The following is a 26,355-nucleotide window of genomic DNA, read 5'->3' on the forward strand; positions in this document are numbered from 1 at the left end:
TGCGTTTCTTCATGTATTACAACCGCACCAGGCTCCACAGCTACAACAACTACCTGTCGCCAATAGCTATGGAGCTAAAAGCGGCATAAACACCGTAACCGGTGTCCGGATTTACTTGACCAGTTCAGCCTCGCTCCTACAGGATTTTTGTCGACCCGACATTCGGCGGCAACCGCATACCTTGTAGGAGCGAGGCTTGCCCGCGAAGGCGTCCGCCGAGACACCACCGAAACACCAGAGACACAACATCAATGAACACCATCAATACCCTGGGCCCCAACACCCCGCGCATCGCCCTGATCGGCGAATGCATGATCGAATTGCAACAGCGCGCCGACGGCACGCTGCAACAAAGCTTCGGCGGCGATACGCTGAACACCGCGGTCTACCTGGCCCGTGAGTTGGGCAATGGCGGCACGGTGGATTACGTCACCGCCCTGGGCGATGACAGTTTCAGCGACGCGATGTGCCAGAGCTGGGCCAGTGAAAACATCGGGCTGGACATGGTCCAGCGCTTGCCCGGTCGCTTGCCCGGCTTGTATTGCATCCAGACCGATGCGGCCGGCGAGCGGCGTTTTCTCTACTGGCGCAACGAAGCGGCGGTGCGCGATTGCTTCACAACACCAGCGGCCGCGCCGATTCTGGCGGCGTTGCCGGATTACGACGTGTTGTATTTCAGCGGCATCACGTTGGCGGTGCTCGGCGTGCAGGGGCGGGAAAAACTTCTGGAAACCGTGATCGAAGCGCGGCAGCGGGATGCGCGGATTGTGTTCGACAACAACTATCGACCGCGCTTGTGGGCGTCGATCGAGGAAGCACGGGCGGCTTATCGCAGCGTTCTGCCTTATATCGATCTGGCGTTGCTGACGGTCGAGGATGAGCAGGCGCTGTTCCACTTTTCCGACTGCGCGGCGGTGTTTGCCGTTTACGAGCAAATGGGCACACCGGAAGTGGTGCTCAAGCGCGGTGCCGAGGCGTGTCTGATTCGCTGTGACGGTGAGTCGTTCGAAGTGCCAGCGCACGTGGTCGAACGGGTGGTGGATACCACGGCGGCGGGGGATTCGTTCAGCGCGGCGTATTTGGCTTGTCGGCTCAAGGGTGGCAGCCCGGTTGAGGCTGCCGCGGCCGGGCATCGGTTGGCGAGTCGGGTGATTCAACTGCCGGGGGCTCTGATCCCCAGATAAGCAGTGAATGGCCGCTTGCTGCGCAAACGGATCGCGGGCAAGCCGCTCCTACAAATGGGTGGTACACCACAACAGTGTGATCGCCACGGAATCTGTAGGAGCGGGCTTGCCCGCGAAGACGGCGGTACAGTCAACATTGATGGCGCCTGACATGCCGCTTTCGCAGGCAAGCCTGCTCCTACAACCGGTATCAGGGCAAGTCCCCACGCCACAGGGCCCAGATGCCACATCATCAATTCAGCTGAACCCTTACTCCTTGACACTCATGAACTCTTCCGCCCAACGAATATATTCCTCAGGCTGCGTATAGGTGTGAGTCAGTTCAGTGGCGTTCAGGTCCGATGCCTGAGTAAAGATCTGCCGCTGTTCGCGCAGGCTGTCGTACGTGGCCTTGATCGCAGCGAAGTAGGCGCCATGGCCATCGATGGTGATGCGCACGCCCAGTTCGGCCAGACGTTTGTCGTCTCGCAGCAGCGGGTTGCCGTAAGTGACCAGCATCAGCGGCACCCTCAGGTGTTCGGCGATTTGTTCCAATTGATCGAAGTCCTGCACGCCCACCATGCAAATCCCGTCCGCACCGGCCTGCTGGTAATGCCGGGTGCGGCTGATGATTTCCTGGATCGGCAAGATCCCTGCGTTGGTGCGGGCGATGATTGCCATTTCCGAGTCGACCCGGGCTTCGAGCGCAGCACGAATTTTGCCGACGCCTTCGGCAACCGTGATCAGGTCGGTGGACTTGCGGCCGAATTGCGCCGGCAACAGGGTGTCTTCAATAGTCAGGGCGGCCACGCCGGCGCGTTCGAGTTCGACGATGGTGCGCATGACGTTGAGCGCATTGCCATAGCCGTGGTCGGCGTCGGCGATCACCGGCAATTGGGCCACGCGGCCGATGCGGGTGGCCTGCTCGGCGAACTCGCTCAGGGTAATCAACGCAAAGTCCGGGGCGCCCAGCACCTGCAACGACGCGACCGAACCACCGAGAATCCCCACTTCAAAACCCAGATCGGCGGCGATACGTGCCGACATGGGGTCGAAGACCGAGGCGGTGTGATAGCAGGCATTGGAAGCGAACAGTTGGCGGAAATTACGGCGTAAATCTTGATGAGACAGCCTGGACATATGAGTTCCACCAACACAAAGGAATGGAAGGGCTTGAGCAAACGTGTCAACGCCGAAGGAACAAAAGGCTATCACGGGGGCGGGTGAGCAATTATGACGAATTTGCATGGGGCATGCTGTGGTCGATATGCCGGTGCCGCTGGGCGACGCCTTTTAAGCTGGATTGACATGAATCCTGGCTTCGACGCGATCCCCTGTAGCAGCTGCCGAAGGCTGCTACACAATCACGCCGCCACTGCCTGCTGCTGTTGATTGCGCAGCGGCACGGCGCGGACCGAATTGCCGGGTTGCAGTTGCAGGCGTTTGGCAACGAGCCGGTCGACGATCAGGCTGTTGCCGACCAGCCGCGCCTGGGCAGTGGTGATGCGGCAGTTTTCCAGGCGACGGTTGTGGATCAGCCACACCGGGGCCTGATCATCGGGCGTGCCGATGGCCAGCTCCAATCGTTGGCTGTCACGCACCGTGCGGATTCTCGACACCGGGGCTTCGATCACCGGGCCGGCGTCGAAGATGTCGATGTAACCCTTATGAGCAAACCCCTCGGCGGTGAGGATCTTCAGCGCAGGTTCGGTGTTCGGGTGCGGTTTGCCGATCACCGCTTGGGCCTGTTCGGTGAGCAGGCAGGTGTAGAGCGGTTGGCGTGGCATCAGCTCGGCGATGAACGATTTGCTGCCTAGCCCCGACAAATGATCGGCATGACTGAAATCTTTCTTGAAAAAGTGCCGGCCCAGGCTGTCCCAGAACGGTGAGCAGCCTTGTTCGTCGGCACTGCCACGCAGTTCGGCAATGAGCTTGTCGCCGAACAAGTGAGGGAATTCGGCAACGAACAGCAGGCGCGCCAGCGACAGCAATCGACCATTATTGCCGTGGCGTTGATCGTGTCGCAGAAACAGCGAACAGATTTCCGATTGGCCAGTCATTTCGTTGTTCAGGAACAATGTGGGGATCTGGCGCTGAATACCCAGGTCCGGCGACGAGCTGACGGTGAGTCCGACCCGGTAGTTGTACCAGGGTTCCCGCAGGCCGACGGCGCCCGCCAGGGCACTGACGCCGATCACTTGTTGATCATCGTCTTCGAGCACGAACAGGTAATCGGCGTCTGCGCGTTCGACCTGTTCGGCAAAGGTGCGCTGAGCCCAGCGCACTCGCAGGGCCAGGCGCTCCTCGTTGACCGGCAGGGTCGTGAAACCGGGGCCGGCCCGTTGCACCAGATCCAGCAGGGCGGGCATGTCGGTGACTTGAACCGGGCGGACAATCATGATGCAACTCCTTCTTCGCGCCTGTTCGGGCACTGTCGTTGGGCACGGGGCCGGTGGTGGCTCACAGGGCGATCAATCGGATCGCACTGGCGTCGGTCACATTCAGGGCCGCGCACATCTCGGCGCTCAAGGCCACCGGTTGTCCGGCGTGGTAGTCCAGCTCGGCAACAATGGCGCGGTAACCCTTCAACGAATCGTTGCTCACCAGATAACTGCCGCGGGCATCGATGGCTGAGCCAGGGTGCACCGCAGCGGTCTGGCTTTGGACGATGGAGCGAATGTTCGAGGTGCGTGCGTACAACGTAGGGCCACCGTCGAACAGGTCGATGTAGCTGTTGGTCTCGAAGCCTTCGCGTTCAAGAATGTCGAAAGCCTCCTGACCATCAGGATGAATCCGGCCGATACATGCCTGTGCAGCCAGCGGCAGCATTGGCACGTAGATGGGGTATTGCGGCATCAGTTCGGCGAGAAATGTCCGGCTCTGCAGGCCGCAAAGCCGTTCGGCCTCGACGTAGGGCAGGTCGAAGAAATGTTTGCCCAGTGCATCCCAGAACGGTGACTGGCCCTGTTCGTCGCTGTAGCCAACGATTTCGGTGATCACCGCTTCGGCAAAGCGCGCCTGGTGGCCGGCAATGAACAGCAGTCGCGCCCGGGACAGCAATTCGGAAAACCGCGTGCGTTCCAGCGTCGTATCGATGTGGAAGCCGCGCAGCAAAGTATGACCAGTGAGGTCGTGGCACAACGACAACGCCGGCACCCCGTGCTCGATGTTCAGCTCCCGTGAAGCGCTGGTGAAATGGCGGTTGCGCAAACTGTAGAACGGCTCGTTGAACCCTGCGGTGGCGAGGATTTCCGAGCAACCGACCAGACGGCGAGTCGTGAGATTTTCCAGCACGAAGAAATAATTCTCCGGGCCAGGACCCTGGACGTCTTTTTCGAATGAAGCGCTGGAGTCGAGAATTTTCTTGCGCAGTTGTTCGGTGTCGTCCGGCAAGGACGTGACCCCCACCAGACTGTCGCGCGCCAGTTGTTGCAACTGGTGCAGGTCGGTTAACTCCACCGGGCGTAAGACCAGCATGGATGTACTCCTGTATCAAAGGGTTCGGCGATTTGCACCGAACCTGACTATCACTGTCGGTTACCACGCATTAAATCGGCGGTCGCCTGAATTCGTGTCAGACGCTGCTCTTTTTCTTGTCAGCCATTGCTTGGGTCGGGTAGGACCGTGCTGGCACCCAGCTTGTTGAGAAAAAATAGATAGACCAGACCCAGGGTAATCCAGATCAGGCCGAGCTTCTGCGCATCGACACCCATGTTGTACATGATGGCCGCGACGATGATGAAGCCGATCACCGGGCAGATCAGGTGACGGATCACCTGGCCGGACTTCTGCCGACGCCAGTAGTAATTGATCACGGTCAGGTGCAGCAACATGAAGCCGCTCAGGGCGCCGAAGTTCACCAGGGAGGTGAGGGTGTCCACCGAGTTGATGAACAGGTAGCAGATCACCAACGACAGCACCGCCACCAGATAAATGCTCATGTACGGCGTGTTGTGTTTCGGGTGCACCTTGGCCAGCACTTTCGGCAGTTTGCCGTCCCGTGCCATGCCGAACAACAGGCGCGAAACCGCCGCTTGCGAGGTGATCGCGACGGCTACGCCCCAGGCCAGGGCGGTGGCCACGGCGGTCAGGGTAGCCAACCAGCTGCCAGCGGCGATTTCGGCGATTTCATAGAACGCGGTGTCGGCGGACTTGAAGCCCAGGCCGGCGGCCAGGTCGGTGGCAATCCAGGTCTGCACGACAAAGATCACACCCATCACCACCAATGTGATCAGCGCAGCCTTGCCGACGCTGCGGCCCGGGTCGCCCTTGATCTCTTCGGCGAGGGTAGAAATCGCATCGAAACCAAGGAACGACAGCACGGCAATCGACACTGCTTGCATCAGCAGGGCGAAGTTGAATGTCTCGGGGTTGTACAGCGGCGCCAGAGTCAGCTGACCGTTACCGCCGCCGCTGTGCAGGGCATTCCAGGCATAGAACAGGAAGATCCCCAGCACCACCAGTTGCGCCAGTAGAAAGACGATGTTCATCCGCGCGGTGAAGGTTATGCCCCGCAGGTTGACGAAGGTGGCGCTGACCAGAAAGGCCAGGATGAAGCCGACTTTCGGGATGTCCGGGTACAAATGATTCAGCGCCATCGCCGCGTAGACATAGAGCAGCGGCGGAATCAGCAAATAATCGAGCAGCATCAGCCAACCGGCGATAAACCCGACATGCGGGTTGAGGCCGCGTTGTGCGTAGGAATACACCGAACCCGCAATCGGAAAGGCCCGGGCCATACTGCCGTAACTCAGCGCTGTGAACAGCATCGCCACCATGCCGATGATGTAGGCCAGCGGTACCATCCCCGGGGCTTCGGCGTTGACATAACCATAAACGCCGAACGGTGCGATGGGGATCATGAAGATCATCCCGTACACCACCAGGTCCGTCAGTGACAGGCTACGTTTCAACTCTTGCTTATAGCCGAATTCTTCTATTTCCATGAAGCCCATCTCCTTGATATGAAAGCAGCTGTGCTGCGAGTTTGAAGCTATTGCGCTACAGCAGCGGCGCCAGATAGTCGGCCCAGCGACCGATGTCCTCGGGTGTACGCAACAGATCATTGCGCACCTCGATCAACACCGACTCAAGCCCTCGTGCATCGCCGTGGACCGGCACAGTCACGTCACCCAGCGGATTGATTTTGTATGGCTGATTGCCGGCGACTTTCAAGGGATGCCGACTCAGCCCGTCGATCACTCGCTGGGCGTATTCCCTGGCCTGCCCAAACAACACGCCGACTTCCAGTGTTCGTGGCTGGCCATAATAGATCGGTGTGAAACTGTGAATCCCCACCACGCGAACCGGTCGACCTTGCGCCACACGGGCGTCGATCAAGGTTTGCAAGCGTGCATGAAAGGGCTTGAACAAGCAGTGCCGGCGATATTCGCGAGTGACCTCGTCCAGCTCCCGATTGCCCGGCACCTGATAAATCTCGCTCTGCAACGCAATGCTGTCCGGCGCATGGCGCGGGCGGTTGAGGTCGATCAACAGCCGTGAATAATTAGCGGCCAACAGGGTGGCGCCCAATGCTTCGGATAAGCCCTCGGCCAACGCCAGGGCGCCGATGTCCCAGGCGATGTGTTCGCGGGCGGCCTCATGGCTCAAGCCCAAGTCATTTAATCCGGCCGGGATAAACCGACTGGCGTGTTCACACACCAGAATCAGCGGGTGCCCGGAGGCTTCCCGGCTCAGGGTATACGCCGGCTGGGTATAGAGCCCCCGTTCAGCGGACTCAGTACAAGCGCGCATAGTGCTCACACAGGTCGGCGGGCGAGAGCTGTTCCGTCAACTTCAGTTCTTCGGTTTTAAGGGCGAACCAGGTGTCCAGCAAGGCGCGCGGCAGGGCTTCGAGCAACGCCTCGCTGGTGCGCAGGCACTCCAGAGCCTGGGACAGAGAGACGGGCAGGGCGACGATGCCGCGGGCCTGGCGTTGCTCTTCATCCAGCGAATCGGGGATTTCATCGGTGATCGCGTTCAAGGCCAGGCGCTGCTCGATGCCCAGCCGACCGGCAATCAACAACGCGGCCATGGCCAGGTGCGGTGAGGCCGTGGCGTCCATGGCGCGAAATTCCAGGTTGTACTGCGCCGCCACGGCTTTGCCGCCCAGACTCACGGTCGGGCAGATCCGCAGCGCCGCTTCGCGATTGCGTTCACCGAGGCAGGCATAAGAAGCGCTCCAGTGATGGGGCTGCAAGCGCTCGTAGGAAACCGGTGTCGGCGCGGTAAAGGCGCAGAGCGCCGGCAAATAGTGCAGAACGCCGGCGGCCCAATGCTGACCGAGGGTCGACAGGCCGTTGCCGGTGGCGGCGTCGTACATCACCGGGTGGCCGGCCAGATCCTGCAGGCTCACGTGCAAATGCACGCCATTGCACACCGCCTGCCCGGAGGTCTTGGGCGCGAAACTCAGGTCCAGACCCATTTGCCGGGCGATCTCACGGGTGATCTCGCGCACGTTCACCGCGCGGTCGGCAGCGGCGACACCGAGAGCCGGGCGGCAGGTGATTTCGTATTGGTGCTTGCCGTATTCCGGCAGGAACATCTCCGGCTCCACACCGCCGGCACGCAGTGCGCTGAGCAACCAGCCGCCGAACTCGGCGCCCTGGCGCTGAGCCTCAAGAGAAAACGCCAGGGGCTCAGTCGTGCCGCTGCCGAGGTTGAATTCATGTTCGAACGCGGCGTTGATCTGCAGTCCCAATTCGTCGCGATAACGCTCCACCTCGTTGCGCAACAGCGTGCGCGGACAGGCGCCCCACGGGCGGCCATCGGTTTCGCGAATGTCACTGTGAATGAAGTCCAGCGCCGGGGCATTGGCGTCCGGGCCGTTGTTGACGGTCACGCGGCTGCTCAAGTCGGGGATCAGCCGCAAGTCTCCATAAGCACCCCATGGATTGCCGGAGGCAATGATGTCTTGCGGGGTCAGGGCGCTGTTGGCCGGTACCCAGCCGCAACCCGCCACTTGATAGGCATCGAGTTCGTCAGTGGGAAAGGAACGGCCGCGCGTCACGCCGATCAGGTCGGTGGTGACGATCGTGGTCATCGGCAGTGGCGACAGGCGAGCGCTCATGGCTGCATCTCCTGCAACCGGCCGAGCACGGTCTGGGTGTCGGTGATCCAGCAGTAGCCCTTGATGGCATCCAGGCAGGCGTGATGCCGTTGTTCCGTGTAGGTGGCGCAGGCATCTTCGACCAGCGTTACCAGATAGCCGCGGTCGGCGGCATCGCGCACGGCCATGTCGACACACTGGTCAGTGACGATGCCGGCGATGATCAGGTGCCGGGTTTCGAGGTTGCGCAGCACGTAGTCGATGTTGGTGGAGTTGAAGACCCCGGAAGAGGTCTTGGGCAGCACGATTTCGTTTTCGACCGGCGTCAGGTCATCGATGATTCGCGCGTGCGGGCTGCCCTTGGGCAGGTGCATGTCCGAGAGTTTGTGGTCCAGCGAGCGGTCGCGACCATCGGCAGTGAGGCTTTCGATGAGCGTATGCAACACGTTTTGTCGTGCTTCGCGAAAGGCACTGAGCAACCGGCGTTGATTGGGCACCACCTGCATGTGGGCACGGGTCAGAAAATATTCGGCATCCGGTCCGTTGAGGTGCGGGTCGAACTGCGGCTCGAGCCAGGCACGCTGCATGTCCACCAGCAACAGCGCGGTGTGATCGGCGGCAAACGGCAAGTCCCGGGGCGAATGGTGGGGGAGCGTGAACATCCTTATTTATCCTCCAGCAGGTGAGTGTCAAAGTCGGTTCGCAGGGCGTCGATGCCTTCCAGGCGATCGGCCAGATCGGGGCTGCGCAGGGATAGACAGGCAACCAATGCTTCAACCTGGGCCAGCGCCGGAACCATCGAGTCGAAGGCCGACGCCGATTCCACCGGTGCACTGATAATCAGGTCGGCCATTTCCCGTAGCGGTGATGCATAGATGTCGGTGAACAGCACGACCCGCGCATGTCGGCTCTTCGCGGCATTGGCGACCCGCAGAGCCTGGGACTGGTAGCGGCGATAGTCGAACACCAGCACCACGTCCTGACGCTGCACGTCGAATAACCGGTCCGGCAATTGCGCGTTGTCTTCCAGGGCAAAACAACCGGGCCGCAACAGGCGCAGATGGTTGAGCAAATAGTTGGCGAGGAAACTGCTGAAGCGGCCGCCGAAGCAATGGACCTGATGGCGGGTGTCGAGCAGCCATTCGATCAGAATTCGTACATCTTCGGGTTGGGTCAGCGCCTGGGTGTCGACCAATGCCCGATGGCTGTTCTCCAGATAGTGGCTCCAGGGATCATCTTTCTTGAGATGAGCGCGGGGTTGCAACAGGGTACTGGGAGAGCGCAGGCGATCGTCCATATCGCTGAGCAATGCGTCCTGAAACTCGGCATAACCGCTGAAACCAAGCTTCTTTATCAGCCGCACAATGGTCGGATCGCTGACACCGGCATGTTCGGCCAGACGTGACATCGGGCCCAGTCCGTTTCGCGGGTACTGGTCCAATAAGGCACGGATGACTTTGCGTTCCGACAGCGTGAAGTCCAGGCCGCAATCGGTGATCAGGTCTCTGAGTTGGGGCATCCGGGCTCCTGCTGGATGGATGTGTCTGTTTTATTTCACAAACTGCTAAAATAGTATTTATGTAACGTGTGCTACATGTCTAGTGAATTATCTCACGGATTTCCCAAGCCCAAAAATGGGGCGAAACGCCCGTGTGAGCAGGGCTACGCGGATGTTGATTGACCTTGTAGGACATCGACCATAGTGGTGTCAGAGATCGCTACTTCTCGGGGATGAAACGGGGTTGTGAACCCGATCGACTGCTTGAAACGAAGCACCCTGAATCGCGCTTCTTGCGGCACAATGACCCGGTTTTCCGCGGCATCGTGCCTTTTTCATCCCATCGACAGAGTGATCTTCCGTGCAGGCGACCCGCTTGACCCTGATGTGCCACGCTCGAACCGTCGCACAAAAACTGGCGTGTTTTCCTACGAATGAGCCATTGGAAATGGATGGGCAATTGGAGAAGGGTTCGCGTTGCCGCCAGTTCAAGGGCACCCCCCGTTTGCTCTGTGGCCCGGAACTGCGGACCCGGCAAACCGCTGAGCTGTTTGGCAACGACATCGAGATTGTCGCGGCACTGGCAGATTGCGATTTCGGACGCTGGAAAGGCACGTCGATCGACGACCTGCAGAAGTCCGAACCCGCGACGCTCCAGGCCTGGCTCAATGACCCGACGTCGGCACCTCACGGCGGAGAATCAGTGGCGCAACTCGGTGAGCGGGTGGCTGCATGGTTGAATAGCCTTGAGGCGACGCCGGGGCATTTCGTTGCCATTACCCATCCTTTTGTCATTCGCGCCGCACTGACGCAGGTGCTGCAGGGCGCGGCATTCAACCAGATCGACGTCGAGCCGTTGTCGGCCATCGAGTTGCGGTTCAACGGTCGCTGGCGGCTACGCTTGATGGGCACGGACCCTGAGGGAGCGCGTTGATGAAAAAACTTCTGGTCATCGGTGTTGGCGCCGGCAATCCCGATTACATCACGATGCAGGCGGTGAAGGCGCTGAACCGCGTCGATGTGTTTTTCCTCATGGACAAGGGCCAGAGCAAAGACAAACTGATCGACCTGCGCCGCGAGATCTGCGAGCGCTACATCACCGGTCATGACTACCGCTTCGTCGAAGCCCACAGCCCGGAGCGGGAGCGCGGGGATGTGGACTACAAGGCCAGCGTCGAAGATCTGAACCGCGCCAAGCAGCAGACCTTCGAGCGGCTGATCAACGAGGAAATGACTGACGAGCAATGCGGCGGTTTTCTGGTGTGGGGCGATCCCGCGTTATACGACAGCACCATTCGGATTCTGCAGGCGATTCTGGCGTCAGGCCGGTGTGTGTTCGAGTTCGAGGTGATCCCCGGGATCACCAGCGTGCAGGCGTTGGCTGCGCAACATAAGGTGCCGCTGAATCGCATCGGTCGCTCGATTGAAATCACCACCGGCCGGCGGTTGGCAGCGGGGCAGGTGAGTGACGCCGACAGCCTGGTAGTGATGCTGGATGCGCAAGATGCCTACCATCATGTGGCCGATCAGGAGACGGAGATTTACTGGGGAGCTTACCTGGGGACGCCGGATGAAATCCTGATCAGAGGCAAGCTCAAGGATGTCGCGGATGAGATTGAGCGCGTGCGCAAGGCGGCGCGGCTGGCGCATGGGTGGATCATGGATACCTATTTGTTGCGCAAGTCTTGAGGTAGCGGGTGTCTGGTCTTACGCCTTCGCGGGCAAGCCTCGCTCCTACATTGGACCACCGTGCCCCTACTGTAGGAGCGAGGCTTGCCCGCGAAGGGGGCCCTCAAGAACACCTCAAAAAATCGCCTTTACCTCACGCCCAAACCGCTCCCGATATACCGACGGTGGCACGCCGACCACACTGCGAAACGCCACCCGGAAACTCTCCACCGAACGATAACCGCAGTGCTGGGCAATCTGCTCAGTGTTCTGGCGGGTGCTCTCCAGCAACTCGCGGGCCCGGGCCAGACGCTCATGTTGCAACCATGCCTTGGGCGGCAGGCCGCTGGCTTCGGTGAACCGCCGCAGGAACGTGCGCTCACTCATGGCCGCTTCGCTGGCAAGGTCGCGAACCTCCAACGGTTCGTGCAGACGCTCCCGTGCCCATTGCATGACCCGCGACAGATCGCTGCGCGGCGTCGGGCTGACCGGTGACGGAATGAACTGCGCCTGACCGCCGGTGCGTTGCGGCGACATCACCAACCGCCGCGCCACCGAGTTGGCCACCTGAGTGCCGAAATCCCGCGCCACCAGGTGCAGGCAGGCATCGATGCCCGCGGCGCTGCCGGCCGAGGTGATCAACTGACCCGAATCGACGTAGAGCACGTCCGGGTCCACCTTAATGTCCGGAAAGCGCTCGGCCAGTTCAGCGGTGTAACGCCAATGCGTCGTGGCGCCGTGACCGTCGAGCAAACCGGTGGCCGCCAGTACAAAAACTCCGGAACAGATCGACAGTAACCGCGCGCCCCGTGCATGAGCCTGGCGCAAGGCGGCGAGCAAGGGTTCAGGCACCGCCGCGCTGCGGTCGCGCCAGCCGGGGATGATGATGGTCCGGGCTTCTTCAAGCAGTTCCATCCCGCCGTCGGCCAGCACCTGAATGCCGCCCATGGCGCGCATCGGCCCTTGGTCGACGGCGACGATACGATGCTCATACCAAGGAAAATCGAACTCCGGCCGCGCCAGGCCGAAGATCTCCACGGCGATGCCGAATTCGAAAGTGCAGAGGCCGTCGTAGGCCAGAATCGCGACCAATCCAGGGGAGGGCTGCATTTGGCGGAAAATTCCCGGTGAGTGTCTTGTGCGCCACTGTAGCGGCAAGCGCGGGGCAGATAAAGTCTTCCCACACCCACCGAGACTTTGGAGTACAACCCATGCCCAGCCTGGTTCGCGAAATTCCCGCAGCCCCGTCTGCCATCGCCCTGATGCATTTCAGCAACCGTCTGACCTTTGAGACCGACTGTTCCGACGTCTACGGCAGCCAACAGGCCGGCGAGGTGGATTTTGTCCTGGTGGACGTGCGTGGACCGTTGGCGTTCGAACGCGGACATGTGCCGGGCGCGATCAATATCCCGGGGCGACTGATCACGGCTGACGGCCTGGCGGCTTATTCGAAGTCCACGCTGTTCGTGGTCTATTGCGCAGGGCCCCACTGCAACGGCGCCAACAAGGCCGCGGTGAAACTGGCGGCGCTGGGTTACCCGGTCAAGGAGATGATCGGCGGGGTGACGGGGTGGCTGGATGAGGGGTTTGACTTGAGTGTCGCGGTTGCACGCACCACAACGGCGGTCATTGGTTGCGAATGCTGATGAAGCGAAATTCCTGTAGGAGCGAGCTTGCTCGCGAAAGCGGTGGGTCAGGCAACATCAATGTTTGCTGTGCCGCCGTCTTCGCGAGCAAGCTCGCTCCTACAGGGTTTCGCGGCTTACCTGACTGGCATTGGGGCTGTTGAGGACGCCGCCCACCACTGATCGAGCGTCGTCTGCAACCAGCCAAACACAGCTGCATAGCCGGCGCTGTCCTGTGGCCCCCGAGGCAACGGCGATTCTTCGGCAAAGTGTCCATTGAGGATCGCCACCGATTCGGCATTCCACTCCGGGTGGAACTGCAACCCCACCCGCGTCGCCCCGACGCGGTACATCTGCTGCTCACACACGTCACTGCTGGCCAGCAATTGCGCCTCTGCCGGTAGATCGATCGCGTCTTCGTGCCATTCCAGCACCTCCAGCACCTGGCCATCGGCAAAGGTCACGGTGGTCCAGCCAGTTTCGGGATGAGCCATGCGCCGCACATTCCCACCCAGACTCAGCGCCAACAACTGCGCTCCCAGACAAATCGCAAACACCGCCGCGCCCTGATCCAGACTACCTGCCAGCCACTGACGCTCCGCTTCCAGCCAGGTCGGCCCGGCGTTGGATTCATAAGGCCCGCCCAACAGGATCACCGGTGCCGACCTCACGGGCGGCAACTGGCCGAGGTCGGCGCGAAACACGTTCAGCGTAATGCCACGGGACTGAGCCCATTCGGCAATGGCGCCAGGACCTTCGGCAGGATGATGCTGGATCAGGTTCAACGTGGGCATCACGGTTCTCTTCCGGGGGATGGGGTGGCGGGGTCAATGTGCCGCAAAAAAAGCTTCATCGCCAGTGCGACTCTTCAATCGGATAACACCCGAAACCTTGTAGGTTTTGTCTGAAGTGAAGGATTGTCCTACAGCCCCTGCACCGCTTTGGCGCACGCTTCAAGTGCTTTGAATTCTCTGGCTGTTTTTTTATAAATATTTGTCGCCTAAACACAATTTGCCCGCCTGAAGCCACTCTAGACTGCCGGCCACTTCGGTTTTCACTAACCGAAAGTTACCAATCGAAAGCTGCCAATAAAGCCTCCGCACACAGGAGTTATGAATGAAGAAGCGCGTGATGTTCGGTGCCCTGGCACTGTCGATGTTGTCCCTGACCGCCGTGGCCGAAGACGCCAAGCCGATCCGCCTCGGTATCGAAGCCGGCTACCCGCCGTTCTCGATGAAAACCCCTGACGGCAAACTCACCGGTTTCGACGTGGACATCGGCGATGCGTTGTGTGAGCAGATGAAGGTGAAGTGCACTTGGGTCGAGCAAGAGTTCGATGGCCTGATCCCGGCCCTGAAGGTCAAGAAAATCGACGCGATCCTGTCGTCCATGACCATCACGGATGACCGCAAGAAGAACGTCGATTTCACCATCAAGTATTACCACACCCCGGCGCGCTTCGTGATGAAGTCAGGCACCGACGTCAAGGATCCGCTGACGGAGCTCAAAGGCAAGAAAGTCGGTGTGCTGCGCGCCAGCACCCACGACCGTTTCGCCACTGAAGTGCTGGTGCCGGCCGGCATCAACCTGGTGCGTTACGCTTCCCAGCAGGAAGCCAACCTGGACATGGTCGCCGGTCGCCTCGATGCGATGCTGGCCGACTCGGTCAACCTGGACGAGGGTTTCCTGAAAACCGACGCCGGGAAAGGCTTCGCCTTCGTAGGCCCGACCTATGAAGACCCTAAATACTTCGGTGGCGGTGCCGGCATCGCTGTGCGCAAGGGCGATAAAGAACTGGCGGACAAATTCAACACCGCCATCACCGAAATCCGCGCCAACGGCAAGTACAAGCAAGTGCAGGACAAGTACTTCGACTTTGACGTGTACGGCCATTAATAGGGCTTTTTCACCGATCGTTCCCACGCTCTGCGTGGGAATGCAGCCCGGGACGCTCCGCGTCCCAGAAGACGAACGCGGAGCGTCCGTTGAGGCATTACCGCGCAGAGCGTGGGAACGATCGTTAGGGCGGCGTATCCGGGAAGAGATGTTAGGCTTTGCCCCGAATCCTGCGCTTTGTGAAGGAAGGTTTATGTTGAAGTTACTCGCTCTGCTCACGCTCCTGGCGTCCACCGCCGTCCACGCTCAAACCCCGCTGCACACCGATCTGCCGCTCAAGTACCTGGAGCAGGCTGACGCTGAATCCCGCCACCAACCCTTGGTGATTTTCCTGCACGGTTACGGCAGTAACGAGCAGGACCTGTTCGACATCAAGGATGAATTGCCGCCGCAGTACAACTACCTGTCGGTGCGGGCGCCGATGACGATGGAAGAGGGCAGTTACCAGTGGTTTCGCCAGAAGGGCGAGGGCGCCTATAACGGTGAGACGGACGACCTGAAGGCCAGCGGCCAGGTGCTGCGGGATTTTGTCGCACAAGCGGCGAAGAAATATCATACCGAAGCGAACAAGGTATTCCTGGTGGGTTTCAGCCAGGGCGCGATGATGTCCTACGAGGTCGCGTTGCGTCATCCCGGCGCAGTGGGTGGAATTGCGGCGTTGAGCGGGCGCATCCTGCCGGTGCTCCGTTCCGAGCTCAAACCGGATGAAAAACGCCAGCAGCTGGCGATTTTCATCGGTCATGGCACCGCCGACACACTCCTGCCCTATAACGACGGTACTGAGGCCGACAGCCTGTTGCAGCGCCTGTCACTCAAGCCCGAATTTCATGCCTATCCAGGTGTTGGCCACAGCATCAGCGTCACCGAGATGAAGGATTTGAGTGCCTGGTTGCGGCGCCTCAACCCCTGAATCGATCGGGTTTATTTGCCGCTGACGATTTGTTTCACCAGCGTTTCGTGGCCGGTTTTGTCGTTGGGGCGGGAGATGATCTGAACGATGGCCATGCGTGTGCCGGAAGCGGCCATTAGAGTGCTGTCGAGTGTCATGCCACCGCCTTGGGTGGCGGTGCTATCGATCTGCCGAAGGCCCAGGCCTGTGCTTTTTTGGGTCAGGCTTTTTTCGCTGGTTTTGTTGAAGTCCGGCAAAGCGTTGCGCTGCTCGGTGGCGAAGGCGGACACAGTGGCGTCGAGGAATTCACCGTCGTTGTCCTTGACGTTGGCGCCGCCGGGAAGGGTGTTTTCAGCGGCGATCACCACGGTTTTGGTGGTCTGGTTGGTGTACATCGTACCTGTCGCCCCGGCAGTGCCGGTGGCCGCATCACCGGCCGGCAGCGGGTTGGCGATGAAGCCCTTGGGCAGGGTGAAGGTGAACTTGCCGCCGAGCATCGAGACCTTCTGGGGCGGCGCTTTGTCGCCGGCAGTGGCCTTGGCCGCCTGCGCATTCATGGCACTCAGACTGGCAGCCGCCATCAGCAGCAGAACAACGGCTTTTTTACTCAACAATGACATTCAAACTCTCCTGGGAATGATCCGCGCTTTGACGGTGATGATCCCACGGATCGCGATTTGTAGCAGCTGCCGCAGCTGCTACGTTCTCACCTTGGACGCAATGCCAGCCGTTTAGTGATCACCAGCATCCCCAACGACACGCCTATGCCCAAGACAAATCCCAGCCACCCAAACCTCGGCAACGCCAATGCCAGCACCAGACAAAACGCCGCAAACGAATACATCCCGGTCGCCGTCGCCCTGAGCAATGCCGCGGTAAACGCTGGCCCGCGAGTCTGCTGAGAGAAAACCGCCATCACACTGCCCAGCACCGGGAATACCGCGAGCAGACCGGCGGCTGGGTGGGTCTCATCGCGGTCTCCCGCCCAAACGCCTCGACCAGATAATCGATAAACACCCAGGTCTTGGCCGGCACCAATGTGCGGCTCGAGTAGTACAACGAGATCGGTCCCGCGTCGGCATGCCAGTCCGGCAACCGGTGATGATGCCGTCAGTGGCCGCGTTGATCGAGTAATTGATCGTTCCCACGCTCTGCGTGGGAATGCCTCACCGGACGCTCCGCGTCCGCTTTTTGGGACGCGGAGCGTCCCTGGCTGCATTCCCACGCAGAGCGTGGGAACGATCATGAGTAGGGTTACCGCTCGATGGCCAGTGCCACGCCTTGGCCTCCGCCGATGCACAGAGTGGCCAGACCCTTTTTGGCGTCTCGCTTGATCATCTCGTGCAACAGGGTCACCAACACCCGGCAACCCGACGCCCCAATCGGATGGCCCAGGGCAATGGCACCACCATTGACGTTGACCTTGTTCAAGTCCCATTCCAGATCCTTGGCCACGGCCAAAGATTGCGCGGCGAAGGCTTCGTTGGCTTCGATCAGGTCCAGTTGATCGATGGACCAACCGGCCTTGTCCAGGCAACGACGGGTGGCCGACACCGGGCCGATGCCCATGATCGCCGGGTCGACGCCCGCGTTGGCGTAAGCGGCGATTTTCGCCAGCACAGGCAGCCCCAGCGCTTTGGCTTTCTGCGCACTCATCAGAATCACCGCAGCAGCGCCGTCGTTCAGCGAAGAAGCGTTACCGGCAGTCACCGAGCCGTCCTTCTTGAACGCCGCTTTCAGTTTGCCCAACGAGTCGGCGGTGGTGCCGGCCCGAGGCTGTTCATCGGTGGCGAAGGACAGCGGATCGCCCTTGCGCTGCGGGATCAGGATCGGCGTGATCTCATCGGCAAACCGCCCGGCTTCGATGGCGGCCACGGCTTTCTGCTGAGAAGCGGCAGCGAAGGCGTCTTGTTGCTCGCGGGTCAGGCTGTATTTCTCAGCCAGATTCTCGGCGGTGATGCCCATGTGGTAATCGTTGAACGCATCCCACAGGCCATCGCTGATCATCGTGTCGACGATCTGTGCGTGACCCATGCGTAACCCCGTGCGGGCACCGGGCATGACGTAATTGGACAGGCTCATGTTTTCCTGGCCGCCGGCGATGATCACTTCGGCATCGCCGCAGCGAATCGCCTGAGCCGCCAGATGCAGCGCTTTCAGGCCCGAGCCGCAGACCTTGTTCAGGGTCATGGCCGGCACGGCGAAGGGCAGGCCGGCCTTGATCGCGGCTTGACGCGCGGGGTTCTGGCCGGCACCGGCGGTCAGCACCTGGCCCATGATCACTTCATCGACCTGCGCCGGGTCCAGCCCGGTCTGCGCCAACAACTGGCGGATCACCGCAGCACCGAGGTCAACCGCAGACACATTGGCCAACGAGCCCTGGAAGCTACCGATGGCAGTACGAGTGGCGGCAACAATCACGACTTCTTGCATGGAAGGATTCCTCACTGGGCAGCGAACTGCATTTCCGGGACGTGGTCAGGCACGATCAGTTTACCAGCGGTCTTGGCGACGATTTCCTCGACGCTGACGCCCGGCGCACGTTCCTTGAGTACGAACGCGCCATTCTTGATTTCCAGGTAAGCCAAGTCAGTCAGCACGCGTTTGATGCAACCGGCGCCGGTCAACGGCAGGCTGCAACGCGACAGCAGTTTCGACTCGCCGTCCTTGGAGGCGTGGGTCATGGTGACGATGATGTTGTCCGCACCGGCCACCAGGTCCATCGCACCGCCCATGCCCTTGACCAATTTACCGGGGATCATCCAGGAGGCGATGTTGCCTTCGACGTCCACTTCGAATGCGCCCAGCACGGTCAGGTCGATGTGGCCGCCGCGAATCATCGCGAAGGACTCAGCGGAGGAGAAAATCGACGCGCCGATCCGCGCGGTCACGGTTTGCTTGCCGGCGTTGATCATGTCGGCGTCGACTTCGGCGTCGGTCGGAAACGCGCCCATGCCGAGCAGGCCGTTTTCCGATTGCAGCATGACTTCCATGCCTTCAGGGATGTAGTTGGCAACCAGGGTCGGAATGCCGATGCCGAGGTTCACGTAGTAGCCATCCTGCATTTCGCGGGCGACGCGCTGAGCCATTTGTTCGCGGGAAAGTGCCATTGTTGTTATTCCTTCATTCGGTCCGGGGGCTGGGGATCACTTACGTACGGTGCGCTGTTCGATGCGCTTCTCGAACGTGCCGCAAATGACCCGGTCGACATAGATGCCAGGGGTGTGGATCTGCGACGGGTCCAGCTCGCCGGGTTCGACGATTTCTTCGACTTCGACCACGGTGATCTTGCCGGCGGTGGCGGCCAGCGGGTTGAAGTTCTGGGCGGTGTGGCGATAGACAACGTTGCCGAAATGGTCGGCTTTCCAGCCTTTGACAATCGCGAAGTCACCGGTGATGGATTCTTCCATCAGGTACTGGCGGCCCTTGAATTCGCGGACTTCCTTGCCATCAGCCACCGGAGTACCGACGCCGGTCGCGGTGAAGAATGCCGGAATGCCGGCACCGCCTGCGCGCATTTTCTCGGCGAGGGTGCCTTGGGGGGTCAGGACGACTTCGATTTCGCCGCTCAGCAGTTGTTTCTCGAACAAGGCGTTTTCGCCGACGTAGGAGGCCACTACCTTGCGGATCTGCCGGTCCACCAGCAGCACGCCGAGGCCGAAGCCGTCGACGCCGCAATTGTTGGAGACCACGGTGAGATCACGCGTGCCTCGGTACTGGATCTCGGCGATGAGGTTTTCCGGAATCCCGCACAGGCCGAAGCCACCGGAGATCACGGTCATGCCGTCTTCAAGACCTGCCATCGCTTCCTCGTAGGAATACACGCGCTTGTCGAACCCTGCCATATGCACCTCTTTTATTCTTTGTGGGCGGCTGGCTAGCCGGATGGGGAGGGAGTGTCTCGCTGGAGGATTTATTTGTTAAGTTGATTTTTAAGGTTGATTGATAGATAAAACTCACCAATGTATTGCGTTGGAGACATCGGCCATGACCGTCAAACAGATCCGTGCATTTCTGGCCGTGGCCCAGAGTTTGAGTTTTGCCGTGGCTTGCGAGCGGCTGCACTTGTCCCAGTCGGCGTTGAGCCTGACCATCAAGGCGCTGGAGGAAGGCTTGGGCGGGCGCCTGTTCACGCGCAATACCCGCAACGTCGCACTGACCGCCGAAGGCGAATCACTGCTGCCACTGGCTCGTCGATTGATTGCGGACTGGGACAATGCCGAGGATGAACTGCGCCAACGCTTCACCCTCCAGCGCGGCCGCGTGACCCTGGCGGCAATGCCGTCGTTTGCAGGCAATCTGCTGCCATCGATCCTCAAGACCTTTCGCGCGCGTTACCCCAAGGTCAATGTCACGGTGAACGACGTGATCAATGAGCAAGTGCTGGAAATGGTTCGCGACCGTCAGGTGGAATTGGGCGTGGCGTTCGAACCGACCCAGAGCTCGTCGCTGGAATTTACCCCGTTGTACATCGACCGGTTTGTAGCGGTGGTGCCCTCTGATTCACCGCTGGCGGACCTGGGCGATATTGATTGGCAGACCTTGCTCAAGGAACCGTTCATTACCTTGCAACGACCATCGACAGTACGGGTGATGCTCGAAGAGCATTTACAGACGCGCGGTATGAAATTGCCAGTGGAGTTTGAAAGCCATCAGTTGGCGACGGTCGGGCGGATGGTCGCCAGCGGATTGGGCGTCAGCGCGGTGCCGGCGTTGTGCGCCGGGCAGATGCGCGAGTTGGGCGCGCGTTGCATTACCCTGCGCGATCCGGTGGTGGAGCGGGCAATCGGCGTGCTGACCGCGGGGCATGAACTGTCGGCGGCGGCGCAGGCGTTGTTCGATATTCTCAAGGCCGAAAACCTTGGCGAGCGCCTGTCCGTGTACTGAAACGGTCACCCTGTAGGAGCGGGCTTGCCCGCGAAGGCGTCAGTACATCCAACATTGATATCGCCTGACACTACGCTTTCGCGAGCACGCTCGCGCCTACAGGTATTGGGTTTCGCCCGTTCTGGCGGATCACCCGGGCAGGTTGGCTTGCCCGGGTGATCACCTGCCCTTATTTACGCGCCTCCAGAATCAGGTTGAACGGCGTTTCCGTGGCCCGCCGGAATTGCGTGAATCCCGCTTCGGTAAAGACCTTGCGCAACCGTGCCTCACCTGCCTGGGCGCCGAGCCCGAGGCCGACCTCCTGGGACAGCGAATTGGGTGTGCAGACAAAGGTCGAGGCCGCATAGAACAGTCGTCCCACCGGAGTGATGTTTTCGTCGAGCGTGTCGTTGGCGAAGGGCTCTACCAGCAGCACCGAGCCGTCGGGTTTGAGCGATTCATAGGCATGCTTTGCGGCGCCGACCGGATCACCCATATCGTGCAGGCAGTCGAAGTAGCAGATCAGGTCATAGTCGTCGCCCGGATAGCTCTTGGCGGTGCCCTGGAAAAACCGTGCCCGGCCGGTCACGCCACCTTCTTCGGCGCGCTGGGTGGCGACAGTGACGGAAGGCGCGTGGTAGTCGAAACCGACAAACCGTGAATTTGGAAACGCCTGAGCCATAATCACGGTCGAGGCGCCGTGGCCGCAGCCGATGTCCGCTACCTTGGCGCCGGTTTCCAGTTTGGCGACCACTCCGTCGAGGGCCGGCAACCATTCGTTGACCAGATGCGCTTTGTACCCTGGGCGAAAGAACCGTTCCGTACCGCTGAACATGCATGGATGGTGATCGCCCCAAGGCAGGGCGCCGTTGCCGCGCATGGCGTTGACCAGTTTGTCCTTGTCATAAAAAAACGACGCGACCACTCCGACACCGCCGGCCACATAGACCGGTGAGTCTTCGATCGCCAGCGCCAGGGCTTGCTCTTCGGGCAGGCGGAACTGGCCGTCGCGGTGTTCCATGTAACCGGAGGCGGCGTGGGCGCTGAGCCATTCACGCAGCAGGCGGGTGTTGCAGCCGGTTTTTTCGGCAAGTGCTTCGGGGGTGACTGGCTGACTGTCGGCCATCGCCCGGTACAGACCGAGCTCTTCGCCGAGGATGACGTTGGCGAGCATCGCTGCGCCGCCCATGTCGCTCACCAGTTTGCCCATGAAGTCATTGAGTCTGGCCTCGTCCATCATGTGTGCTCCTTCAGCAGGATCACGGTCCAGAGGCATTGTTTGTCGAGGCATGCACCTTTGGGCGGTGATCGTGGGAATGAACAGGACGATAACCGCGTCCTGGCCCCCTGACGGGGGTAATCAACAAGTCTAGTTCGTGTATCCCTCTGTATCTGACTGCCTGTCCGATACAGTGGCCTGAGAAGAGCGGCGTTTGTGACACAGCCCCGACACACCGCGGCGCTTGACTGTGCCTGCCGGCCGGCACTGAGTGTTCAGACGCTGGAGACCGGATCCCAGGATGAGATCGATACCATGCAGACTCCCCTCACATCAGCGAAGACGAGCGTCGGACTAGGCTTGCGCCGCGCTTTAATGAAGGACCTTCAAGCCGCCCCGGTAGGCGCTTTCGACTTTCTGGAAGTCGCGCCGGAAAACTGGATCGGCATCGGCGGCGCTCATGGCGCGGTGTTTCGCGCCCTGGCCGAGCGTTATCCGTTGTCCTGTCACGGCTTGTCCTTGTCCTTGGGCGGGCCGGCGCCGCTGGACGTCGGGTTTGTGCAGGAAGTGCGGGTATTCCTCGACCACCACAAGGTGCCGCTGTACAGCGAACACCTGAGCTATTGCAGCGATGACGGGCATCTTTACGATCTGCTGCCGTTGCCGTTTACCGAAGAAGCGGTGCAGCACGTTGCCGCGCGGATTCGTCAGACTCAGGACATCCTTGGCCGGCGCCTGGCAGTGGAAAACGTCTCCTACTACGCCGCGCCACAACAGGACATGGACGAACTGACGTTCACCAATGCGGTGCTGCGTGAGGCCGATTGCGACCTGCTGCTGGACGTCAACAATGTCTATGTCAACTCAATCAATCACGGTTTTGATCCGCAGGCTTTTCTGGCCGGCATCGACGCAAGGCGGGTGGTTGCGATGCATGTGGCGGGGCACTTTGATGAGTCCGACACGTTGAAGATCGACACCCACGGCGCCTCGGTCAAACCGGTGGTCTGGTCACTTCTGGCCGAGGCATATGCGCGATTCGGTGTACGGCCGACGCTGCTTGAGCGGGATTTCAATTTTCCGGCGTTCTCTGAGCTGGTGACCGAATTGCAGACCATTCGCCGCCTGCAAGGTGAGAACCGTGGATAAGCCGAGTTTGTATCAGCAGCAAAACACATTGACTCGCTATTTGCGCGACCCCGACCACAGTGCGCCGCCCGCCGGGATGGACGTGGCACGGGCGCAGGTTTATCGCGACCTGGTGTTTTCGAATCTGTCGTCATTACTCAGCGGCACTTTTCCGGTGCTGGTGAAGATTCTCGGCGATGATCATTGGCATGTATTGGTGCGGATCTTCCTGCGGGATCATCGTGCTCAAACACCAAAATTCGGCGAGATCGCCCAGGCGTTTGTCGAGTTTCTCGTCGCTGAGCCGCAGGCGTTGAACGATGCAGTGTGGCCGCCGTTCATGGTTGAGCTGGCGCATTACGAATGGGTCGAAATGGCGCTGCAACAATCCGAAGCCGAATCGTTGCCGGTCAGCGATGCCGGGTTGTTGCTGGAGCGGCCGTTGCAGGTTTCGCCGTTGGCCTGGCCATTGGCGTATGGCTGGCCAGTGCAATTAGTGGGGCCGGATTACCGGCCGGACACGCCGCCAGTTCAGCCGACGTTGCTGTTGGTTCGTCGGGCCGAGGACTGGAGCGTGAAGTTCGCTGAGTTGAATCCGCTGGCCTGGCGGTTGTTGCAGCGAATCGAGGCGTTTCCTCAGCTCGATGGCCGGACGCAGCTGGAAGGGCTGGCGATGGAGGCGGGGATGGTTGGGTCGCCAGAATTCATGGACAGCGGATTGGCGTTGCTGCGGCAGATGCATGGGGAAGGGGTGATCGGCATAGTCGCCTGACCATACACAATTTCCCAAACACCCAATGCCCCTGTAGGAGCGAGGCTTGCCCGCGAAGGCGGAGTGTCAGCCAATATCAATGTTGGATGTGCTGGCCTCTTCGCGGGCAAGTCGGATCGCCGCACCGCTCGCTCCTACAATGATGTAGTCTGAGCTGGCAACCTGAGCTCAGCACACAACCCACCGCCCTCGCGATTGCTCAAAGTCAGCGATCCGCCAATCGCCAACGCCAGTTGCTGCGCAATCGCCAACCCCAACCCGGTTCCCCCCGTACTGCGATTACGCGAATTCTCCACGCGGTAGAACGGCTCCATCACCTGCGCCAATTGCTCTTCGGCAATCCCCGGCCCACGGTCCATCACCTTCACCGACAAGCTGCCATCAGCCTTCGTTTCCACCCACAACTCTGCCGCGCCGGCGAATTTCAGCGCGTTGTCTATCAGGTTCACCAGCACCCGCCGCAAGGCATGGGGTCGGGTGTCGATCACGGCAGCGCTTTTGCCGCCGAGCTGCACGTCTTTGCCCATGTCCTGGTAGTCGAACACCAGGCTGTCGAGGAATGAATCCAGATCAGTGCGACGACTTTCCTCGGTGGCACCATGAATGCTGCGGGCATAGGCCACGCCTTCGCGCACCAGATGTTCCATCTCGCTGAGGTCGTTCCACAGTTTGTCTTTCTCGCTGGAGTCGTCCATGAATTCGACGCGCAGTTTCATGCGCGTAATCGGGGTTTGCAGGTCGTGGGAAATTGCCGCCAACAGTTGCATGCGTTCCTTGAGGTAGGCCGCGATGCGCGCCTGCATCGCATTGAAGGCTCTGGCGGCATGGACGACTTCGGTCGGGCCTTTTTCATCCAGGCGTACGGCGTGGGTGTTGGGGTCGAGGGTTTCCACCGCTTGGGCGAGGCGGGTGAGCGGGCGGATGGCGATTCTCACGGCGAGCCAGGTGCAGGCAATCATCAGTGCCAGTTGCCCCAGCAATACCGCCGGTAACCACGGCGACAACGGCACCATCGAAGGCCGCACATCGACGGTGACGGGGCTGCCGTCCTTGAGTTTCAGGTGGGCCTGAAAGTGTTTTTTCGGGCCTGGAATGTCGGTAAAGGTGAGTGGGTATTCATGGCCGATGGCGGCCTGAATCGAGGTCACTGCAATCGGCACATCGCTGGGCGCCATGGGCGTGCCCGGCGAACCTTGATTCAACAGATAGCCATAGTTGGTGCGTTCCAGACGCTGCAACCAGTTCGGGCGCTCGTCAGCGGGCAAGCGGTCGAGGATGGCGAGGGAGGTCGAGACATCGGTTTCCAGATTGCCCAGCATGGTGTTTTTCGCACTTTGGTAACGCTCGTAGTACTGCGCGCCAAAGGACAGCGCCTGGGCGAGGATCAGGCCAATCAGGAAAATCAGCGATAGCCGCGAGGCCAGCGTACGGGGCCAGTGCAGCGCAAGATTCATGATGGCGCACCGAGCACTTCTACCGGCAGGGAAAACACATAACCTTCGCTGCGCACGGTCTTGATGTAAGCCGGTTCTCGGGCATCGTCCAGCAGACGCTGGCGCAAGCGGCTGACCAGCAAATCGATGGAACGGTCGAACAGATCGGCATCGCGACCTTGAGTCAGGTTGAGCAATTGGTCGCGATTGAGTACCCGCTGAGGATGATCGAGGAACACCCGCAGCAAGCGATATTCCGCGCCGCTGAGGGCGACCATGGTGCCGTCCTCATCCAGCAGATGTCGGGCCGAGGTATCCAGACGCCAGCGACCGAACGCCAGCAGGCGACCGCTTTCGGTGACAACCAGATTCGGCGGCAGCATCCGTGTGCGTCGCAGCACGGCATTGATGCGGGCGAGTAACTCACGGGCGGCGAACGGTTTGACCAGGTAATCGTCGGCGCCCATTTCCAGGCCGACGATGCGGTCGGTTTCATCGTTGCGTGCGGTGAGCATGAGCACCGGCGTGGCTTTGTGTTTGCCGGCACGCAGCTCGCGGCAGAGCACCAGGCCATCGTCGCCCGGCATCATGATGTCGAGCACGATCAGGTCCACCGGCGTGGTCTCGAGGAAGGCGCGCATCGCCCGTCCATCCGCCACGACGGTGGTGCGCAGACCGTTCTTCTTCAGGTAGTTGCCTACCAGTTCCCGGATCTCGCGGTCATCGTCCACGATGAGAATGTGATCGACGTGTTCCATGGTGACCAAGCCTCTTGAATGGGAGTTGCCGCGCAGTCTATCGGGCCTTGTCCCGCTCGCCTGCTGTCGATTGTATTGCAGTGTATCTGGCGTATCGACGGATACACGGGGACGCAAAAAACAGCCGATTTCAGGGCAATGCTGTTCACAGTCATGCCTACCTTTGTGGCGAGCGAGCTTGCTCGCGTTGGGCTGCGCAGCGGCCCAAAAAAATCTGACAACCATTGCCGGTTTTGGTGAGTGCTACGCACTCAAGCGGGAGCAAGCTCCCTCGCCACAGGAGGGTTTTGTATCGCTGTGTATCGCAGGCCTGCGCTGATACGTAGTGATTTACCCGCGCCTGTTCTGGACACAGACGAGATACCTCGCGGGTTTTAAATAGGTTCCATCGA

The 26,355-nt window shown here is 60.4% G+C and carries 26 protein-coding genes and 2 pseudogenes; 9 read left to right on the top strand and 19 right to left on the bottom strand.

Translation table 11 applies throughout. The features are described 5' to 3' along the window. Positions 1-251: 251 nt before the first annotated feature. Positions 252-1,184 (top strand): sugar kinase, encoded by a 933-nt coding sequence (locus MEB48_RS07100; RefSeq protein ID WP_237883143.1) that lies wholly within the window; start codon positions 252-254, stop codon positions 1,182-1,184. Positions 1,185-1,433: 249 nt separating this feature from the next. On the opposite strand, the gene MEB48_RS07105 is transcribed toward MEB48_RS07100, so the two are convergent. The 8 genes from MEB48_RS07105 to MEB48_RS07140 form a co-directional block, all read right to left on the bottom strand. After that, entirely contained in the window at positions 1,434-2,303 is an 870-nt protein-coding gene (locus MEB48_RS07105) for an isocitrate lyase/PEP mutase family protein (protein WP_237883145.1), read from the bottom strand. A 224-nt stretch (positions 2,304-2,527) separates the two neighbouring features. Continuing rightward, positions 2,528-3,562, bottom strand: a complete 1,035-nt coding sequence (astA, locus tag MEB48_RS07110; RefSeq protein WP_237883147.1) for an arginine N-succinyltransferase — start codon at positions 3,560-3,562, stop codon at positions 2,528-2,530. Positions 3,563-3,623: 61 nt separating this feature from the next. Beyond that, positions 3,624-4,640, bottom strand: a complete 1,017-nt coding sequence (locus MEB48_RS07115; protein ID WP_237883149.1) for an arginine N-succinyltransferase — start codon at positions 4,638-4,640, stop codon at positions 3,624-3,626. A 119-nt stretch (positions 4,641-4,759) separates the two neighbouring features. Next, positions 4,760-6,109, bottom strand: a complete 1,350-nt coding sequence (locus MEB48_RS07120) for an APC family permease (RefSeq protein ID WP_237883151.1) — start codon at positions 6,107-6,109, stop codon at positions 4,760-4,762. 55 nt (positions 6,110-6,164) lie between these two features. Then, positions 6,165-6,917 (bottom strand): N-formylglutamate amidohydrolase, encoded by a 753-nt coding sequence (locus MEB48_RS07125; RefSeq protein WP_237883153.1) that lies wholly within the window; start codon positions 6,915-6,917, stop codon positions 6,165-6,167. Beyond that, complete coding sequence (locus MEB48_RS07130) at positions 6,901-8,232, bottom strand: glutamine synthetase family protein (RefSeq protein WP_237883155.1); 1,332 nt, start codon at positions 8,230-8,232, stop codon at positions 6,901-6,903. Before MEB48_RS07130 ends, MEB48_RS07125 begins: the two co-directional genes overlap by 17 nt. After that, entirely contained in the window at positions 8,229-8,873 is a 645-nt protein-coding gene (locus tag MEB48_RS07135; protein ID WP_237883157.1) for an isochorismatase family cysteine hydrolase, read from the bottom strand. Before MEB48_RS07135 ends, MEB48_RS07130 begins: the two co-directional genes overlap by 4 nt. 2 nt (positions 8,874-8,875) lie before the next feature. Continuing rightward, positions 8,876-9,730, bottom strand: coding sequence for a MurR/RpiR family transcriptional regulator (locus MEB48_RS07140; protein WP_237883159.1), 855 nt, complete (start codon positions 9,728-9,730; stop codon positions 8,876-8,878). A 340-nt stretch (positions 9,731-10,070) separates the two neighbouring features. Here MEB48_RS07140 and MEB48_RS07145 point away from each other — a divergent pair, with 340 nt between their 5' ends. Together MEB48_RS07145 and cobF are read left to right on the top strand one after the other, a co-directional pair. Beyond that, positions 10,071-10,643, top strand: a complete 573-nt coding sequence (locus tag MEB48_RS07145) for a histidine phosphatase family protein (RefSeq protein ID WP_237883161.1) — start codon at positions 10,071-10,073, stop codon at positions 10,641-10,643. Further along, on the top strand, positions 10,643-11,398 hold the full coding sequence (cobF, locus tag MEB48_RS07150; RefSeq protein WP_237883163.1) for a precorrin-6A synthase (deacetylating): 756 nt from the start codon (positions 10,643-10,645) through the stop codon (positions 11,396-11,398). Before MEB48_RS07145 ends, cobF begins: the two co-directional genes overlap by 1 nt. A gap of 114 nt (positions 11,399-11,512) precedes the next feature. On the opposite strand, the gene ftrA is transcribed toward cobF, so the two are convergent. Beyond that, on the bottom strand, positions 11,513-12,487 hold the full coding sequence (gene ftrA, locus MEB48_RS07155; protein ID WP_237883166.1) for a transcriptional regulator FtrA: 975 nt from the start codon (positions 12,485-12,487) through the stop codon (positions 11,513-11,515). 101 nt (positions 12,488-12,588) lie between these two features. On the opposite strand from ftrA, the gene MEB48_RS07160 reads away from it, so the two are divergent. Next, positions 12,589-13,023: a rhodanese-like domain-containing protein gene (locus tag MEB48_RS07160; protein WP_237883167.1), complete on the top strand. Its 435-nt coding sequence runs from the start codon at positions 12,589-12,591 to the stop codon at positions 13,021-13,023. A 116-nt stretch (positions 13,024-13,139) separates the two neighbouring features. Here the strand turns inward: MEB48_RS07160 and MEB48_RS07165 are convergent, their stop codons facing one another. Next, a complete protein-coding gene (locus MEB48_RS07165) occupies positions 13,140-13,796 on the bottom strand; it encodes a type 1 glutamine amidotransferase (RefSeq protein WP_237883169.1) in 657 nt (218 codons plus the stop codon). Positions 13,797-14,118: 322 nt separating this feature from the next. Between MEB48_RS07165 and MEB48_RS07170 the strand changes: the two genes are divergently transcribed. Together MEB48_RS07170 and MEB48_RS07175 are read left to right on the top strand one after the other, a co-directional pair. Beyond that, positions 14,119-14,898, top strand: coding sequence for an ABC transporter substrate-binding protein (locus MEB48_RS07170; RefSeq protein WP_237883171.1), 780 nt, complete (start codon positions 14,119-14,121; stop codon positions 14,896-14,898). Between the two features lie 193 nt (positions 14,899-15,091). Then, the gene (locus MEB48_RS07175) at positions 15,092-15,808 is read left to right on the top strand and encodes an alpha/beta hydrolase (RefSeq protein WP_237883174.1); all 717 of its coding nucleotides are present in this window, start codon (positions 15,092-15,094) and stop codon (positions 15,806-15,808) included. An 11-nt stretch (positions 15,809-15,819) separates the two neighbouring features. Here MEB48_RS07175 and MEB48_RS07180 read toward each other — a convergent pair whose 3' ends face one another. From MEB48_RS07180 to MEB48_RS07205, 6 genes and pseudogenes are all read right to left on the bottom strand, one after another. Further along, the gene (locus tag MEB48_RS07180) at positions 15,820-16,407 is read right to left on the bottom strand and encodes a hypothetical protein (RefSeq protein WP_237883176.1); all 588 of its coding nucleotides are present in this window, start codon (positions 16,405-16,407) and stop codon (positions 15,820-15,822) included. Positions 16,408-16,493: 86 nt separating this feature from the next. After that, positions 16,494-16,742 (bottom strand): annotated as a pseudogene (locus tag MEB48_RS07185) (hypothetical protein); the annotation flags it as partial. Beyond that, a pseudogene (locus MEB48_RS07190) lies at positions 16,703-16,882 on the bottom strand (hypothetical protein); the annotation flags it as partial. The pseudogenes MEB48_RS07185 and MEB48_RS07190, both read right to left, overlap by 40 nt. A gap of 159 nt (positions 16,883-17,041) precedes the next feature. Beyond that, complete coding sequence (locus MEB48_RS07195; RefSeq protein WP_237883178.1) at positions 17,042-18,220, bottom strand: acetyl-CoA C-acetyltransferase; 1,179 nt, start codon at positions 18,218-18,220, stop codon at positions 17,042-17,044. Positions 18,221-18,231: 11 nt separating this feature from the next. Continuing rightward, entirely contained in the window at positions 18,232-18,897 is a 666-nt protein-coding gene (locus tag MEB48_RS07200; protein ID WP_237883180.1) for a CoA transferase subunit B, read from the bottom strand. A 36-nt stretch (positions 18,898-18,933) separates the two neighbouring features. Further along, the gene (locus tag MEB48_RS07205) at positions 18,934-19,632 is read right to left on the bottom strand and encodes a CoA transferase subunit A (RefSeq protein WP_237883182.1); all 699 of its coding nucleotides are present in this window, start codon (positions 19,630-19,632) and stop codon (positions 18,934-18,936) included. 142 nt (positions 19,633-19,774) lie between these two features. Between MEB48_RS07205 and MEB48_RS07210 the strand changes: the two genes are divergently transcribed. Next, complete coding sequence (locus MEB48_RS07210) at positions 19,775-20,674, top strand: LysR family transcriptional regulator (protein ID WP_237883184.1); 900 nt, start codon at positions 19,775-19,777, stop codon at positions 20,672-20,674. A 169-nt stretch (positions 20,675-20,843) separates the two neighbouring features. On the opposite strand, the gene MEB48_RS07215 is transcribed toward MEB48_RS07210, so the two are convergent. Continuing rightward, on the bottom strand, positions 20,844-21,890 hold the full coding sequence (locus MEB48_RS07215; protein ID WP_237883481.1) for a class I SAM-dependent methyltransferase: 1,047 nt from the start codon (positions 21,888-21,890) through the stop codon (positions 20,844-20,846). Between the two features lie 297 nt (positions 21,891-22,187). Between MEB48_RS07215 and MEB48_RS07220 the strand changes: the two genes are divergently transcribed. After that, positions 22,188-23,021: an HvfB family MNIO-type RiPP peptide maturase gene (locus MEB48_RS07220; protein ID WP_237883186.1), complete on the top strand. Its 834-nt coding sequence runs from the start codon at positions 22,188-22,190 to the stop codon at positions 23,019-23,021. Continuing rightward, positions 23,014-23,772, top strand: a complete 759-nt coding sequence (locus MEB48_RS07225; protein WP_237883188.1) for an HvfC family RiPP maturation protein — start codon at positions 23,014-23,016, stop codon at positions 23,770-23,772. Before MEB48_RS07220 ends, MEB48_RS07225 begins: the two co-directional genes overlap by 8 nt. A gap of 134 nt (positions 23,773-23,906) precedes the next feature. Here MEB48_RS07225 and MEB48_RS07230 read toward each other — a convergent pair whose 3' ends face one another. Next, positions 23,907-25,226, bottom strand: coding sequence for an ATP-binding protein (locus tag MEB48_RS07230; protein WP_237883190.1), 1,320 nt, complete (start codon positions 25,224-25,226; stop codon positions 23,907-23,909). Continuing rightward, positions 25,223-25,963 (bottom strand): response regulator, encoded by a 741-nt coding sequence (locus MEB48_RS07235; RefSeq protein ID WP_237883192.1) that lies wholly within the window; start codon positions 25,961-25,963, stop codon positions 25,223-25,225. The genes MEB48_RS07230 and MEB48_RS07235 overlap by 4 nt, the downstream gene beginning before the upstream one ends. Positions 25,964-26,355: the final 392 nt, after the last annotated feature.

The sequence above is a fragment of the Pseudomonas sp. PGPR40 genome (genome assembly GCF_022014505.1).
In the GTDB taxonomy this organism is placed as follows: Bacteria; Pseudomonadota; Gammaproteobacteria; order Pseudomonadales; family Pseudomonadaceae; genus Aquipseudomonas.

Bases quoted from the DNA above. Each gene is read 5' to 3' on its own strand.
- ftrA (WP_237883166.1), bottom strand. From the start codon at position 12,487: ATGCAGCCCTCCCCTGGATTGGTCGCGATTCTGGCCTACGACGGCCTC.
- MEB48_RS07125 (WP_237883153.1), bottom strand. From the start codon at position 6,917: ATGCGCGCTTGTACTGAGTCCGCTGAACGGGGGCTCTATACCCAGCCG.
- MEB48_RS07220 (WP_237883186.1), top strand. From the start codon at position 22,188: ATGCAGACTCCCCTCACATCAGCGAAGACGAGCGTCGGACTAGGCTTG.
- MEB48_RS07215 (WP_237883481.1), bottom strand. From the start codon at position 21,890: ATGGACGAGGCCAGACTCAATGACTTCATGGGCAAACTGGTGAGCGAC.
- MEB48_RS07115 (WP_237883149.1), bottom strand. From the start codon at position 4,640: ATGCTGGTCTTACGCCCGGTGGAGTTAACCGACCTGCACCAGTTGCAA.
- cobF (WP_237883163.1), top strand. From the start codon at position 10,643: ATGAAAAAACTTCTGGTCATCGGTGTTGGCGCCGGCAATCCCGATTAC.
- MEB48_RS07100 (WP_237883143.1), top strand. From the start codon at position 252: ATGAACACCATCAATACCCTGGGCCCCAACACCCCGCGCATCGCCCTG.
- MEB48_RS07180 (WP_237883176.1), bottom strand. From the start codon at position 16,407: ATGTCATTGTTGAGTAAAAAAGCCGTTGTTCTGCTGCTGATGGCGGCT.
- MEB48_RS07135 (WP_237883157.1), bottom strand. From the start codon at position 8,873: ATGTTCACGCTCCCCCACCATTCGCCCCGGGACTTGCCGTTTGCCGCC.
- MEB48_RS07200 (WP_237883180.1), bottom strand. From the start codon at position 18,897: ATGGCACTTTCCCGCGAACAAATGGCTCAGCGCGTCGCCCGCGAAATG.
- MEB48_RS07230 (WP_237883190.1), bottom strand. From the start codon at position 25,226: ATGAATCTTGCGCTGCACTGGCCCCGTACGCTGGCCTCGCGGCTATCG.
- MEB48_RS07235 (WP_237883192.1), bottom strand. From the start codon at position 25,963: ATGGAACACGTCGATCACATTCTCATCGTGGACGATGACCGCGAGATC.
- MEB48_RS07105 (WP_237883145.1), bottom strand. From the start codon at position 2,303: ATGTCCAGGCTGTCTCATCAAGATTTACGCCGTAATTTCCGCCAACTG.
- MEB48_RS07120 (WP_237883151.1), bottom strand. From the start codon at position 6,109: ATGGAAATAGAAGAATTCGGCTATAAGCAAGAGTTGAAACGTAGCCTG.
- astA (WP_237883147.1), bottom strand. From the start codon at position 3,562: ATGATTGTCCGCCCGGTTCAAGTCACCGACATGCCCGCCCTGCTGGAT.
- MEB48_RS07130 (WP_237883155.1), bottom strand. From the start codon at position 8,232: ATGAGCGCTCGCCTGTCGCCACTGCCGATGACCACGATCGTCACCACC.
- MEB48_RS07160 (WP_237883167.1), top strand. From the start codon at position 12,589: ATGCCCAGCCTGGTTCGCGAAATTCCCGCAGCCCCGTCTGCCATCGCC.
- MEB48_RS07140 (WP_237883159.1), bottom strand. From the start codon at position 9,730: ATGCCCCAACTCAGAGACCTGATCACCGATTGCGGCCTGGACTTCACG.
- MEB48_RS07175 (WP_237883174.1), top strand. From the start codon at position 15,092: ATGTTGAAGTTACTCGCTCTGCTCACGCTCCTGGCGTCCACCGCCGTC.
- MEB48_RS07210 (WP_237883184.1), top strand. From the start codon at position 19,775: ATGACCGTCAAACAGATCCGTGCATTTCTGGCCGTGGCCCAGAGTTTG.
- MEB48_RS07195 (WP_237883178.1), bottom strand. From the start codon at position 18,220: ATGCAAGAAGTCGTGATTGTTGCCGCCACTCGTACTGCCATCGGTAGC.
- MEB48_RS07165 (WP_237883169.1), bottom strand. From the start codon at position 13,796: ATGCCCACGTTGAACCTGATCCAGCATCATCCTGCCGAAGGTCCTGGC.
- MEB48_RS07170 (WP_237883171.1), top strand. From the start codon at position 14,119: ATGAAGAAGCGCGTGATGTTCGGTGCCCTGGCACTGTCGATGTTGTCC.
- MEB48_RS07205 (WP_237883182.1), bottom strand. From the start codon at position 19,632: ATGGCAGGGTTCGACAAGCGCGTGTATTCCTACGAGGAAGCGATGGCA.